Here is a 13,541-nt window from a genome sequence, read left to right as displayed (position 1 = left end):
GTCTCCCACAGCCACCAGATGACGAAGCCTAGCGCCAGCACACCGCAGATCGCAGAGGTGATGACGAACTTCACCGTGAGCAGCAGGAAGAAGGCCGCCGTAAACACGGCGGCAAGCAGCGGCTGCCATCCGGGGCCGGGGATCTGCAGGATGTATTGCGGGCGGGCATCGAAGGGGCTCGTCACCAGCGCCTCGCGTCCGCCCGTTGCCGTTCCCGGCATGTAGTACCGCCCCTCCTTCACGTCTTCGGGCAAGTTCGGCTGATCCCAAAGCGGGTCTCGGCTGACGACGGAGGGAACGCTGCGCGTATTGTAGTTGCCATTCGGCAACCATTCGAGCGTGCTTGCATTCCAGACATTGCCCGCATTGTCCTCGTCCGCTACGCGGAAGCTGCGGATCATATCGTAGATGAAGATCGCCACGCCCACCGCGATCATGAAGGCGCCGATGGTGGAGATGAGGTTCAGAGCATCCCAACCCATTCCGACCTGATAGGTATAGACGCGCCGGGGCATGCCGATGAGGCCGGTAATGTGCATCGGCAGGAACGTCACGTTCACGCCTAGGAACATGAGGCTGAACACCCAGCGCCCGAGGCGCTCGGACAAGGCGTTCTTGCTCGCCACCGGCACCCAGTAATAGAAGGCGGCGAAGAGCGGAAGCACCATGCCGCCGATCAGCACGTAATGCAGATGCGCGACGATGAAGTAGCTGTCATGCGCCTGCCAGTCGAAGGGCGCCATCGCCACCATCACGCCGGTAAGGCCGCCAAGCGTGAAGATGAAGAGGAAGCCGAGGATGAAGAGCGAGGGTGTCGTCAGCTTCATGCGGCCGGACGCGATAGTGGCGATCCAGGCGAAGACCTGAATGCCGCTCGGCACCGCCACAGCCGTGCTCGCCGCCGAGAAGAAGCTCAACGACATCTTCGGCAGGCCCGTCGCGAACATGTGGTGCACCCACAGGCCGAAGGAGAGGAAGCCCGTGGCGATCAGCGCCAGCACGATCAGGCGGTAACCGACGATGGGTGTCTGGGCCATGGCCGGCACGATCATGGACACCATGCCGGTCGCGGGAATGAAGATGATGTAGACCTCCGGGTGGCCGAAGAACCAGAACAGATGCTGCCACAGCAGCGGGTCTCCGCCCCGCTCGGCGATGAAAAACGGCCAGTTGAAGGCGCGTTCCATCTCAAGCAGCAAGGTCGCGAGGATGATCGCCGGGAAGGCGATGACGATCATGACCGCGAAGACGAGCATCGCCCAGGAATAGATCGGGAGCTTGTCGAGGCTCATGCCGACCGCTCGAGTCTTCATGACGCCCACGATGATCTCGATGGCGCCGGCAATCGCAGAGATCTCGATAAAGCCAATGCCGAGCAGCCACCAATCCGCATTGTCGGCGGGCGAGTATTTGGTGCCGGTGAGCGGCGGATACATGAACCAGCCGCCATTGGGCGACAGGCCGAAGAAGATGGTACCGAAGAACACCAGCCCGCCGACGAAATAGGCCCAGAACGCATAGGCCGACAAACGCGGGAACGGCAGGTCCCGCGCCGCCTGCATGTTCGGCAAGAGATAAACGCTCGCCGCTTCCACCGCCGGAACGGCGAAGAGGAACATCATCACCGTGCCATGCATGGTGAAGAGCTGGTTATAGAGATCATGACTGATGAGATCGCTTTCCGGGACGGCGAGCTGCGCGCGCATGATAAGCGCGAGGATTCCGGCGAGGATGAAGAACAGGAAGGCCGTGCCGACATACCACAGGCCGACATAGCTGTTGTTGACGTCCGTGATGAAGGCAAAGCCGCGCGGCGACTCCCAGACCTTCTTTAGCTTCTCCAGCTCACCCGGCGGTCGCGGCAGCGGGTTGGGAAAGTCAGGCTCGCCATGCCCGAAGGATCGAGGATTTTCGGGTGCGTTCATTTCAGGCTTTCCATATAGCCCGCCAGGGCGCGAAGATCCTCACCGCTGAACGATCCGTAGGAAGGCATCCGCGCTCCCGCCTTGATATGCTGCGTGTTGGCGATCCACCCGGCCAGCGTGCCGACATTGTTCGGAAACTGCCCCGCGCCGATGGTTCTGCGGCTTCCCACATGGGTCAGGTCCGGCCCGAATTGCCCATCGGCCTCAGTGCCGCGCACCACGTGGCAGGTGCCGCAGCCGCCGCTGATGAAGAGCTGCCGTCCCCGCTCGATGAGCGGCAAGTCAGGCTGCCGCGCAGGCCCGGCCTGCCCGCTTCGCCAGGCATCGAACGCTGCGGGCTCCATGGCCAAAACGTCGAAGGCCATGCGGGCATGCTGGTCGCCGCAGAACTCCGCGCAGACTCCACGATAAATTCCCGGCCGCTCGGCCGTGAAGTTGAGCCGGTTCATCCGCCCGGGGATCATGTCGATCTTGCCGCCGAAATTGGGAATCCAGAAGCTGTGGATCACATCGACCGAGGTGACGGAGACGGAGATAGGATGCCCGACCGGCACAACGATTTCGTTCGCCGTTACGACTTCCGCGCCGTTTGCGTGCGCCGGATAGCGCACCCGCCACCAATATTGCTCGCCGATCACCTCGATTGGCAGCGCATTCGGCATCGGCACATCGGTGTCGCGCATCACGATGATGCCGTAGGGCAGCAGTAGGGAGAGGACGACGATGGGAAACGCGAGCCCGCCATAGACGATGGTGCGGCGGGTGCCGAGCCATGCCCGGTGCTCCGGCGGGGCGAAGACGGCGTAAAGCAGGAGGGCCGTGACGCCTAGGAAAATGAGCGTGGCGCCAATCGTCATGGCGATGGTCAGCCAGTAGAGCCGCTGTGCGTCTCCTCCTGCGGGGTCGAGGGCCGATTGCACACCGCTGCAGCCCGCGACCGAGAGCGCGCAGAGAAGCAACCATGCCCGGCCCATGCAGGTACGCAGCCGCTCACCACGGCGATGCTGGGTCGCTTCTCGGTCCATTCGCCCTACGTCTTCTTGCATGCAATGAACAGAAAAGCTTGGCCGTGAGAGTTGGTTCCCTCGAAAAGTCGATCAGCACCTCGGGCGGAACGGATGGCAAGCTCGACGGTTGCCACCCCGAACGCTTTGAACCGGGGAAATGATCGTGCTGCATCCGCTTCGAGCCCTGGCACTGCTCGCCCTCACGGGGCTTGCCACATGCGGCGAGACGCAGAGCGAGCCTTCCCCGCTCACGATTGCGGGAGGGGACCCTGAACAGGGCCTCGGCCTGATCCAGTCATACGGCTGCGGCACATGCCATGTGATCGAAGGGGTGCGGGGTGCGCGGGGAAGAGTCGGCCCTCGCCTGGAGAACTACGCCCAGCAGCATCTTCTGGCCGGCTTCATGCCGAACACGCCGCTCAACCTGATTGCATGGCTCATGGACCCAGTGGCGCTCAAGCCGCAGACCGGCATGCCGGCGCAGGGAGTGACGGAGGCCGAGGCCCGCCACATTGCGGCCTACCTCTACACCCTTGGCGAACAGGACCGGCGGGTCTATCCGCCAGACCCTCCTTTGCCTCTGCGCGAGCAGCTTGAGAAACCGGCGAATCTTCCGGTAGCGAGCGACGCGGAGACAGCCCCGCGCACGCTGCGCATCGTTCCAGGCGTGGCCCCTGTTTCGCAATAAGAGCTATGGCTCTTCCGAAGCCTCCTGCGCATAGGTCGGGCGGCTTCGCATGATGAAGGCGAAGGCGGCGGCCCAGAGGATGGCCACGCCGACGATCAGGCCGAGATCCAACCACGAAGCCTCACCCTTGGGCTGTAGGATCCACAGCATATGCGTCGCGTGGTGCATGAGGGCGAGCGCGCTTCCGATGATCATGCCGATCCGGCTCACGCCCGAAGGCGCCAGCACGATGATGGCAGCGACCATGAGAGCGAAGGCCGTGGTGACGAGCGTGACGTTCCGGGGATCCGACCGCCGCAGATACCACGCCGTTTCATGCGGCAGGTTGGTAAGCCAGACGATCAGGAACTGCGCAAACCAAGTCCAAAGCGTCAGGAGCAGCAATGTGAGAAGCGCACGTTCAAGACTTTTCATGCGCTTGAGTGAGGCATGCTCGGCTCCGAGCAAGGTGATCAGGATCGCKCCAGCAAGCGCCGCGAGGATCTGGGATTGCGCGAAAGCGAGGCCGAACAGGCTCGACCACCAATGCGGCTCGCGGGACAGTACCCAATCATAGGCTGCAAATGTCATGATCGGCGTCATAAGGGCCAACCCGATGCCGCTCGCTCGGCGCACATGCGGCGTGCGGATGAGCCAGAAGGCGAGGCTTGCACTCGCCAGCAGATAGAAGGCACTTCGCAGGAGGAAGAAAGCCGGGCTCAAAAATGCGGCCCGTGTCGGCAGCAGCTCGGCCCGGTTGTCGACCCAGGAAAAGATCTGGTCGAGGCCGAATGCGAGCACGAGCCCGAGAAGAAGCAGAGAGGGCAACGTGAGCGCGGCCGCCTCCACCTCGGCGCGCACGGGAGAAAGCCAGTGGTCGCTCATGATATGCCCGATCATGAGGGTCGCGAGACTGCCCATCCCAAGGCCTGCCAGGGCGATGAACACGAGATACAGCGCCTCCATCTCGCTCATGGCTGCGATCCCGCCTCTCGCGCCTGCAGGGTCTTCACGTAATGCGCAATCGCCCAACGATCCTCCGGCGGAATGCGGTCCGCATAAGGATACATCCGGCCGGTGCCCTGCGTGATCACCCGCACGATCTGTTCCGGCATGAAGGCTCGTAGGCGCTCCTGATGGTAGGAGGGCGGTGCCGGAAATCCGCGTGACACTACCGTTCCATCGCCATGGCCGCTTGGACCATGGCAGGGCGTGCAGAAGGCCCTGAACCGCTCCTCGCCTCGCGCGATGAGAGTTGCAGTCACCTCCGGTCCTGGTGCTGCAATAGCCGCAGTCTGGGCAGCGGTCCCTCGCGCGACGACACCGGGAGGAACAGGTATGTAAGGCCGCTGAACCGCACGGGTCGAAGCCACGGCATCCCGCTGCTCGGTGCCGCTGTCGCAGGCGGCCAGCATAACTGAACCGGCAAGGACGAGCGCTAACCGCATGCCGGCACCTCCCGGACAGAGCAGGGCGAACACGTTTTCAGGAGCTCGCGAGCCCCCTCCTCCTCGAACAGCGGGTCCTCGCTGAGGATGCATAGAAAGAACCGATCCTCGGATGCCCTGTTGAAGTCGGGCACCTCGAACACCGGATGGTGCAGTCGCGGTAGCCGCAGGATCATGAGCAGGCTGATCAAGGTCGCGGCTCCGGCCCACAGGATCGCGACGATCAGCGCCGCCGGAATGAAGGCTGGCCAGCTGTCGAGGGGCCGCCCGCCGACATTGAGCGGATAATCGACCGCGTTCATCCAGTACTGCGCCCCGTACTGGATGCAGCCGCCGATGAGACCCGCCACGAACGCGATCCAGGGGATCACCGTCGTGCGGACGTGGAGTTCTTCGGCCACTTCCGACAAGGGAAACGGGCTGAACGCGTCGAGCTTCGTGAAGCCCGCGCGCTTTGCTTCCACGACAGCCGTTTTCAGCCCCTCGGGCGTCTCGAATTCCGCGATCATGCCGTAGATGCTTCGGGTCATGAGGATTTGTCCTCATGCTCGTCATGGCGCGTCTCGAACATGGAGACGACCGGGAGGTAGCGGACAAAGAGCAATAGCAGCGCCGCGAACAAGCCGACTGTTCCAAGGAAGAGCCCGGTTTCAGAAAGCGTCGGGCTGTAGGTCCGCCAGACGGACGGCAGATGGTCCGTCTGGAGGCCGCCGACGATGATGGAATAGCGGTCGAACCAGATGCCTACGCCGATTGAGAAGCCGACGAACACACCGGCGATGGTGCTGCGGCGGGCGCTCCTGAACCAGAGCAGCTGTGGGACGAGGATGCTGTAGACGATAGCGGCCCAGTAGAGGCCTGCATAATCTCCTGTCACGCGATTGAGAGTGGCTTCGCGGGTCAGATTGTCGGACAGAAGAACCGCAACGATCTCATCGAGATAGAGGTACGCCGTGACCAGGGCGCTCGCGAGAACGAGCTTGCCGAGAAGATCCACGTCCTGATCGTCGATATACCGCTCCAGCCGCAAACCCCAGCGTAAAAGCATCGCCACGAGCAGGACGATGGACAGGCCCTGCGCCAATCCCGTCACGATGAAGTGCAGCGGCTGGCGCGTCTCGTGCCAGTCGGGCACGAGAGTCACCGCGAACTCGAAGGCGACGGTGCTCTGCATGATGAGGATGAGCGGCAGAACCAAGATCGCGACGAGGCGATAAGCCCTCTGGTGATAGGCCCAATGGCGCACGGAGCCGCGCCAGCCCAGTGCGAAGACGCCGTAGATCTGCCGAACGGTCTTGCGCCGCGCCCTGTCGCGTAAGGTCGCGAGGTCGGGGATCAGGCCCACATACCAGAGCAGGCTGGTGACGATGGCGTGGGTACTGATGGCCCAAAAATCCCAGGTGAGCGTGCTGCGGAATTGCGGCCAGACCTCGAATGTCGCCGGATAGGGAAAGGTCCAGTAGAACAGCCAGGGCCGCCCGAGGTGGAAGATCGGGAAGATGCCGGCGCAGATGACCGCGAAGAACGCGACGCCTTCCGCAAAGCGATTGACCGAGGTGCGCAGATCATGACGGCGCAGCACCAGAATGGCCGCGAAAAGGCTCGATCCGTTGGCGATGCCGATCCACCAGGCATAGTTGATGAGATCGAAGCCCCAGACGAACGGAATGTTGACACCCCAGACACCGACGCCGACGACCACGACCGACAGCAGCGTGTAGCCGAGCAGGACCACGAGCGCGCCGGAGACCAACAGCGTGATCCACCATCCCCAGCCGAAATGCGGCGAGAGGGGTACATCCGCCACCGGGCTCGTGATGGCCTGCGCCTCACTACTCATCACTCACTCTCCTGCGGATCTTCGACGCGGGCGAGATAGGTGGTGCGCGGCCGGGTGGTCAGCGCGCCGAGCAGGGCATAGTTGCGCGAGCTCTTTTTCAGGCGGCTCACCGCGCTGTCGGGATCGTTGATGTCGCCGAACACGATGGCCTGCGTTGGGCAGGATTGCTGGCAGGCTGTCATCACCTCCCCGTCTTCGAGACGTCGCTCCTCCACCCGCGCATCGGCGCGGGCGGCGCCGATTCTATGGACGCAATAGGTGCATTTCTCCATCACGCCACGGTCGCGAACCGTCACCTGCGGATTCATGGCGTCGAACGGCGCGGAAAAATCGGTGCCCTGATACTCGAGGAAGTTGAAGCGGCGCACCTTGTACGGGCAATTGTTCGAGCAGGTCCGCGTGCCGATGCAGCGGTTATAGACCATGTCGTTGAGCCCCTCTGACGAATGCACCGTGGCATTGACCGGGCACACCACCTCACAGGGCGCCTTTTCGCATTGCATGCAGGGAACGGGCTGGAAATACGTATCCGGCTTCGCAGGGTCGCCCGCGTAATAGCGGTCGATGCGCAGCCAGTGCATCTCCCGCCCCTTCGCCACCTCTTCCGGACCGACGACAGCGATGTTGTTCTCGGCCTGACAGGCGATGACGCAGGCATTGCAGCCGATGCAGGCATCGAGATCGATCGCCATGCCCCAGGCATGATCCGGATAGTTCCAGTCCGGATACAGGGACGGCGGTTTCACTTCATCGAGARGCATGGGCTTATCGGGCGTCGTCACGCGCACGATATCCCGCCCCTGCAACGAATGGTGCTGCTGCGTGGTGACGAGCTTCACCCGTTCGTTGGCGCGCCTGATTTCACCTGCCGCAATCCATGGCTGCGTTGATGAGCGGATGGCGTAGGCGTTGAACCCGATCCCATTGCCGATCCTGCCAGCCCGCTGGCGGCCATAGCCGAGCGGAAGGGTCACCGCGCCCGGCGCATGTCCCGGAAGCACCCAGACAGGCGCGCGCAACGTACGTCCCTCGACCGAGAGATCGATCAGGTCGCCCGACGACAAGCCGAAGATCTGCGCAGTCTCGGGCGCGATCAGCGCGGCATTGCCCCAAACCTGTTTCGTCAGCGGTTTGGGCAACTCCTGAAGCCAACCATTATTGGCGTAAGTGCCATCCCACACTGAGGGGTCGGGCGCAAAGACAACATCGATGCCGGCGGATGAAACCTGAGCCGCAGGCTCTGGGCTCCAGCTGGTTTGAGGGGCTATGTCGAGCGAAGGCGATGCCGAGTTCTCGACGGCGCCGTCTTCCAGCGCTCGGCTCCAGCGCTCGTTGAATTCATCGCCCCAGGCCTCGCGCCAAGTGGCCTGGACAAGCCCTTGGCCGTCCAATGTCTGACCTGCCATGAGGCCAAGAAATTCCTCTACGCTCAATGACGCTTTCAACGGCATCGTCACTGGCTGCCGCAATCCGACGGTGCCGTCGTACGCGCGGAGATCGCCCCAGCTTTCGAGGGGGTGGCTCTCGGGCACGTGCCAATGACAGACCACCGCCGTTTCATCGACAGGCGAGCCAAGGTGCAGGGATAACGGCACACGCTGGATGAGCGGCGCGAGATCGATATCGCATGGTGCGGTATAAACCGGATTGCCGCCGAGAATGATCAGGCGCGAAACGTCATCTGTCTCGATGGCATTCGCCAGATCGGTAAGCGACGATGAAGCGACAGGCCGAACAGGCTCGATGGCGTGGATCGTAGTGCCGAATGCTCCAAGCTGTGCATTAATCGCGAGAGCAAGCGCATGAACGGAGGCAGGCTGCTCGCGGCCTACCGCCACGAGACCGCGCGAGCCCGCCCGGCGCAGGTCCTTCACGAGGCGCGTAAGCGATGGGTGAGCATCGGCGGGGGTAGCGCCGGACTGAACGGCATCCGCGAGCGCACGCGTGAAGGCCTCGAATTCGCGCGGCCTCAATGTGATCCGCTCATCTGCGCGCGCACCGACGAGACTCGGACGAGTTTCAACGGCGAAGAGGCGCGGCAGCTCGCGATCCTGCGCACGTCGCCTTTTTTGGTAGTCGGCCGCATAGCGGATATGGCCCGCTTCCTCGGCAAAAAGATCGCCGCCCAGGGTGACGATCACATCCGCCTGCGCGAGATCGTAGACCAGATCGACCTGGCGCCCGAACACGGCCTGCGCGGCCATCTGCCGATTGGTGTCATCGACGGGCGTGAAGGAGTGCCATTGCGCGTGGGGAAAGAGCTGACGTGCCTGCGAGACCAGCCGTTGCATGGTCGGCGAGGATGTCGGCGGCATCAGCACATGAAGCCCCCGCCCCTCCTCGACCACGAGTTCGTTGCGCACAGGACGGATGAATTGCGTCAGCTCTTCCCAGCTTCGCGTAACACCATTGTGGAGCGGCGCGCCGGATCTATCGGGATCGTAGAGCGACAGGATCTCGGCCTGCGCGAAGACATCGGTTGCGCCGACGCTCGCGGGATGGAGCGGATTGCCCTCGACCTTGATCGGGCGTCCTTCCTGCACTGTCGCGAGAACGCCGCGCCCATAACCGTTCAGCGGAAGCGATGTAGCGATGATCGTCGGGACGCCTGGCGTGTAGCCCGGCGCATTGTGGCTTTGCGAGAGAAGCGGCGCGTTCTTACTAGCGCCGGTGTTGCATGCAGCGAGGCCACCGAGCGCGAGAGACGCGCTCATGAGCCGCAACAGCGTGCGGCGATCAACGGACGAAGCCTGCATGATGTCGGGGAATTCGGCTTCGACGTATCGGCGCACATCAGGATCGTCGGCCAGCTCCTCCAGACTGCGCCACAGGCGAGGTCCCTCCTCGTCCGCGAGGCGGCTTCTCAAGGCGTCGAGATCGAATGGCTGTTCCCGTTCCATCGCTTTCACCGGTGGCAAGTGTTGCAGCTGGTGAGGCGGCGGGATGCCTCCTGATAGAAAACGCGGATGTCCTCCGGCAATTTCTTCCCGTGCGGCTCATAGCCCATGGTGAATACCGCGTCTTGAGGGCGCAGTTGCGGTGTCGGATCGCGATGGCAATCCAGACACCAGCCCATGGACATGGTTTGCGTCTTCACCGTCTTCGGCATCTGGTCGACGCGGCCATGGCAGGTCTCGCAGGCCACGCCCTTTGTCACGTGTGCGGCATGATGAAAGTAAGCGTAATCCGGGAGGCGGTGGACGGAGGCCCATTCGATGGACTGGCCGAGCGTGAAGCTGGAGCGGACGGGATCGAGAACGCTCGCCCCCACCCAAACCTGGGAATGGCACGACATGCATGTCTGCGCCGAAGGCATGCCCGCATCGGCTGCCTTCTCCACATTGGAATGGCAATAGCGGCAATCGATGCCGAGCGAGCCGGTGTGAAGATCATGCCTGAACGGCACAGGCTGAGGCGCAGGCTTTCCCACATTCCATGTGCTGCCGGCGCGGGCCCACACATAGGCCGTCGCGCCCGCCCCCAGCACTCCCAAACCCGTGAGCACGATTGCCAGCCTGAACAGAGTGGTCGCCGATGGTGTGAAGAGCTGCGCCATCGCCAGTGCCGCGGACCCCTTGCTTGATCAGGCTTTGAGCGCCCGAAGTGAAGCTTCGCCGTTGACACAATCGTTCTCGGCGCAGGTTCGTTCCCTCTCCCGGGGACGCATGGTGCGGGAGCTAATGATGGGAAGGCGCGGGAGAATTTGGCTACGATCACCACGAAAGTGCATTTCGGGGGTTGCGAACCGCCGCCCCAAAAGCTAATTGACACCTGCCGTTCAAGGCGTCGGAGCGTAGCGCAGCCCGGTTAGCGCACTAGTCTGGGGGACTAGGGGTCGGAGGTTCAAATCCTCTCGCTCCGACCATTAAAATTCCTTGTGATACAAGGGCTTAAGCGGAGCCGCCTTTTGGCGGCTTTTTGCTGTCTGGTCGGTGGGGGGTTCGCAGGGGGTTCAGCGCAGATTGTGTTTAAAGCCCAGGTGGTCTTTGGCAGTTTTGCGAATTGGCGCCTGGTAAGCGGCTTCCGCTGATCAGGAGCTGGTTCGATGGGAAATCTCGATGACACCAATCGCCGAAGAAATAACCTTACATGCACGAGCAGCAACGGCGCTGCTGAGTCGGTTTCATGATTCGGTTATGGGGAAATTCTTACAGACCGACGATCAAGCCCAATTCAAACAAATCGTTTTAGAGGCCAAGGCTCTGTTAGATGAAGCCTTTGGCTCACCGAACGACTTCTCCGCCAACCTCGTCAGTACTGTAAACTCAGGTACTGGTGGCTACTATGGAGGGCCAACATACGCCTGCGTTCGAGAAACCGTGGCTGTCCTTCAGGCTAGCGTACGCTTCCTTAACAGGAAACCTCCGCAACAGTCCGTAGAGTTTTCCCAGGCTGCGCTTAAGGCACCTTATGTCGATCCTATCCGTCTAGCTGAGATTCAAGCAATTACCGGGAAGGCATGGGATTTAACTCGCCTAGCTCAGCTTTGTGGCGAACTTAATATTGCGCATGAGAACGATTGCTTCATGTCCATAGCAATGCTGGTTCGGGCGATTGTTGACCATGTACCTCCAATTTTTGGATTCTCCAGCTTCCCTGCAGTGGCATCAAATTATGCTGGCACTAAGTCATTCAAGAGGTCTATGGAGCATCTCAACTTATCTCTACGCAACATCGCGGATGCTCACCTCCATACCCATATTAGGAGTCGTGAAAGTCTACCTACAGGAACCCAAGTAAACTTTAGTCAGGATCTTGATGTCCTTCTAGCTGAAGTCGTTCGGGTGCTCAGAGATGGTCCGTAAGGGAAACTCCTAATAAATCTTGATAGGCCGAAGGTAGAGATCAATACCCTGCCTCCCCTCTGTTAACGCCGCATTTGGAGTGGGGCTAAATCAAGGGTTTTCGAGCCATCGATCTCCACCGCCCACCCCCAGGTCAATCACACGTTCGACCTCACCGTTTTCATTAAGGGCAATAAGCGTATCCGGCCCCGGCTCATACCGACCAGGCGGATACACATGCACGACTTGCTGCACGACAGCTGTAAAACGCGGATCTGCCAGTACCTTATTCAGATCATCCGCCACGCTTTCTGTCTCCGTCTTAGTTACTTCTAGAACACTCATAGATTTTGCCCCATTAGCCACTTGAAGGCATCTACATCTGTGCTTTCCTATAGGGAACAAATCCGCCCTCATGGCGAAGGTAAACGGCGAATAGCAGGTGTTTTCACCTCTAAGAGGGACGAAGGAATTCGTCATCCTCTCCGTGTGCGGCCGTTCGCGCGGCCCGCTGTCATCTTATAGAGTGTACCCTCGCCGCGCGATGCCTTCTCAGCCAGTCGGCTCTCAATCATGTCGATCGCCACCCAAGGCTTCCGTCCTCGTTTTGGTGGGCCTCCACGTCAGCCCCAGAGTGGTTGTTGATCACGTTGACTTGGGGGTTCGCCTTGCCGTTGCTGTTGCCCGCGCCGCGCATGCCAGAGACATCATCACAGAAGTGTATCCAATCGCCACTCATGGTGACCGGGATAGTGCGCCCGTCAGGTAGCAGGACATAAGCCTCGGGTGTGCGGCCTTCGCCGAAGATGGACAGTTGCGGTCAATTGGCGATGCCAGCGTTAGCATAGGCCTTGAATTGAAGCGGCCCATCTGAAGTCATGATATTGCCGTTGGCTCTGAAGGTCACACCGCTCGTGTGCTGCCCCAGTCGAGCGGGCCACCAACGCCAAACAGGTTGTCGCTGCCACCCTCGAAGAAGCTGGGGAGGCCACCGAAGCGACCTCCACTGCCGCCCTACTGAAGCGCCTGCATGAGCATCTGAAGGCCGTTGCCGACACCTTTGTCGCCTTGACCGATGACGGCGGCCGTCTCGTTAAGCGCACCGCTGATCTTCTGAACACCCTCTTACGCAGCACGGTCGATGCCGTCCCAACGCGACCAATGCCGCTGTCGCGCGCGTCGCACCATTGGCGCCAGCCATCCTGCTTGACGATATCCATGCCTGGGTCAGGTAGAGAAATTCGTTCACTGACTGGAACGTCCGATGTTCCTGTCCAAACCGGAAGTTCGGTCTACGACCGGAACGTGCCAGGAGCCGACATCCACATCGAGTGCGTCCGAACCTTCTGCTATCGCTACGTCGTACGTGAGTAGGCAGTTATCCCGCAAATTCCGGCATCGCACCTCGGTATGCGACGTTCGTGTGGCTAAGCTCGATTAGACCCACTGTCGGATCCTATGGCCAAGGGTGGCGCTTGGTAACCTGGCCAATCGCGACAATAGCCTCGGAACCACCCAAGCTCTGCGGAATTGGTCTACATTGAATAATTCTTCGGCAGGAAAGTCGGCTATGGCCGACCTTCACACGACGCGCGCCGACAGAACAACGCCTGGGTGTCACCCGGCCCAAGCTCTGCTTGAGTTTCGTCGACGGACAATCCGGACGGAAAGGCGCTTCCGGAAGAGGCGCTCAAGGAGGCTAGGACCATGAGCAACTTGGCCTTTAACTCCGCCGGAAACATTTACGACGTGCCGTCGGAATGGACCCATCGCGCCTATCTGGACGATGCCGGCTATCGCGCGAAGTACGAGGCCTCCGTGAAGGACCCGGAGCGGTTCTGGGCCGAGGAAGCCAAGCGCATCCATTGGT

At 61.4% G+C, this 13,541-nt stretch carries 12 protein-coding genes and 1 tRNA gene; 4 read left to right on the top strand and 9 right to left on the bottom strand.

The window, feature by feature from the left end:
- Together ACXJKO_RS24150 and coxB are read right to left on the bottom strand one after the other, a co-directional pair.
- The coding region (locus tag ACXJKO_RS24150; protein WP_457093616.1) for a cbb3-type cytochrome c oxidase subunit I at window positions 1-1,925 on the bottom strand (1,925 nt) is incomplete at its 3' end.
- Window positions 1,922-2,950 carry a cytochrome c oxidase subunit II gene (coxB, locus tag ACXJKO_RS24145; protein WP_457093615.1) on the bottom strand — a complete coding sequence of 343 codons (1,029 nt, stop codon included), beginning with the start codon at window positions 2,948-2,950 and terminating at the stop codon, window positions 1,922-1,924. The genes ACXJKO_RS24150 and coxB, both read right to left, overlap by 4 nt.
- A gap of 145 nt (window positions 2,951-3,095) precedes the next feature.
- Here coxB and ACXJKO_RS24140 point away from each other — a divergent pair, with 145 nt between their 5' ends.
- Window positions 3,096-3,620 (top strand): c-type cytochrome, encoded by a 525-nt coding sequence (locus tag ACXJKO_RS24140; RefSeq protein WP_457093614.1) that lies wholly within the window; start codon window positions 3,096-3,098, stop codon window positions 3,618-3,620.
- Between the two features lie 3 nt (window positions 3,621-3,623).
- Here the strand turns inward: ACXJKO_RS24140 and ACXJKO_RS24135 are convergent, their stop codons facing one another.
- The 6 genes from ACXJKO_RS24135 to ACXJKO_RS24110 are packed head-to-tail and all read right to left on the bottom strand — an operon-like array spanning window position 3,624 to window position 10,443.
- A complete protein-coding gene (locus tag ACXJKO_RS24135) occupies window positions 3,624-4,574 on the bottom strand; it encodes a hypothetical protein (protein WP_457093613.1) in 951 nt (316 codons plus the stop codon).
- Window positions 4,571-5,047 carry a c-type cytochrome gene (locus ACXJKO_RS24130; protein WP_457093612.1) on the bottom strand — a complete coding sequence of 159 codons (477 nt, stop codon included), beginning with the start codon at window positions 5,045-5,047 and terminating at the stop codon, window positions 4,571-4,573. Before ACXJKO_RS24130 ends, ACXJKO_RS24135 begins: the two co-directional genes overlap by 4 nt.
- Window positions 5,038-5,577 (bottom strand): DUF3341 domain-containing protein, encoded by a 540-nt coding sequence (locus tag ACXJKO_RS24125; protein WP_457093611.1) that lies wholly within the window; start codon window positions 5,575-5,577, stop codon window positions 5,038-5,040. Before ACXJKO_RS24125 ends, ACXJKO_RS24130 begins: the two co-directional genes overlap by 10 nt.
- Window positions 5,574-6,887 (bottom strand): NrfD/PsrC family molybdoenzyme membrane anchor subunit, encoded by a 1,314-nt coding sequence (gene nrfD / locus ACXJKO_RS24120; protein WP_457093610.1) that lies wholly within the window; start codon window positions 6,885-6,887, stop codon window positions 5,574-5,576. The genes ACXJKO_RS24125 and nrfD overlap by 4 nt, the downstream gene beginning before the upstream one ends.
- Window positions 6,887-9,787 carry a TAT-variant-translocated molybdopterin oxidoreductase gene (locus ACXJKO_RS24115; protein ID WP_457093609.1) on the bottom strand — a complete coding sequence of 967 codons (2,901 nt, stop codon included), beginning with the start codon at window positions 9,785-9,787 and terminating at the stop codon, window positions 6,887-6,889. Before ACXJKO_RS24115 ends, nrfD begins: the two co-directional genes overlap by 1 nt.
- A 5-nt stretch (window positions 9,788-9,792) precedes the next feature.
- Complete coding sequence (locus ACXJKO_RS24110; protein WP_457093608.1) at window positions 9,793-10,443, bottom strand: cytochrome c3 family protein; 651 nt, start codon at window positions 10,441-10,443, stop codon at window positions 9,793-9,795.
- Window positions 10,444-10,674: 231 nt separating this feature from the next.
- Here ACXJKO_RS24110 and ACXJKO_RS24105 point away from each other — a divergent pair.
- Window positions 10,675-10,752: transfer RNA gene (locus ACXJKO_RS24105), tRNA-Pro, on the top strand.
- A gap of 193 nt (window positions 10,753-10,945) precedes the next feature.
- Window positions 10,946-11,692 (top strand): hypothetical protein, encoded by a 747-nt coding sequence (locus tag ACXJKO_RS24100; protein WP_457093607.1) that lies wholly within the window; start codon window positions 10,946-10,948, stop codon window positions 11,690-11,692.
- 90 nt (window positions 11,693-11,782) lie between these two features.
- On the opposite strand, the gene ACXJKO_RS24095 is transcribed toward ACXJKO_RS24100, so the two are convergent.
- A complete protein-coding gene (locus ACXJKO_RS24095; protein WP_457093606.1) occupies window positions 11,783-11,977 on the bottom strand; it encodes a hypothetical protein in 195 nt (64 codons plus the stop codon).
- Window positions 11,978-13,378: 1,401 nt separating this feature from the next.
- On the opposite strand from ACXJKO_RS24095, the gene ACXJKO_RS24090 reads away from it, so the two are divergent.
- A partial coding sequence (locus tag ACXJKO_RS24090) for an acetyl-coenzyme A synthetase N-terminal domain-containing protein (protein WP_457093617.1) occupies window positions 13,379-13,541 on the top strand: 163 nt, incomplete at its 3' end.

It is taken from the genome of Microvirga sp. P5_D2 (assembly GCF_054049475.1).
The sequence above is the reverse complement of the archived record's forward strand: the minus strand, read 5'-3'. Positions and strand labels throughout refer to the sequence as shown.

What these genes read in the sequence shown, in the direction of transcription:
- coxB (WP_457093615.1), bottom strand. Translation starts at nt 2,950, where the DNA reads ATGGACCGAGAAGCGACCCAGCATCGCCGTGGTGAGCGGCTGCGTACC.
- ACXJKO_RS24130 (WP_457093612.1), bottom strand. Translation starts at nt 5,047, where the DNA reads ATGCGGTTAGCGCTCGTCCTTGCCGGTTCAGTTATGCTGGCCGCCTGC.
- ACXJKO_RS24125 (WP_457093611.1), bottom strand. Translation starts at nt 5,577, where the DNA reads ATGACCCGAAGCATCTACGGCATGATCGCGGAATTCGAGACGCCCGAG.
- nrfD (WP_457093610.1), bottom strand. Translation starts at nt 6,887, where the DNA reads ATGAGTAGTGAGGCGCAGGCCATCACGAGCCCGGTGGCGGATGTACCC.
- ACXJKO_RS24110 (WP_457093608.1), bottom strand. Translation starts at nt 10,443, where the DNA reads ATGGCGCAGCTCTTCACACCATCGGCGACCACTCTGTTCAGGCTGGCA.
- ACXJKO_RS24100 (WP_457093607.1), top strand. Translation starts at nt 10,946, where the DNA reads ATGACACCAATCGCCGAAGAAATAACCTTACATGCACGAGCAGCAACG.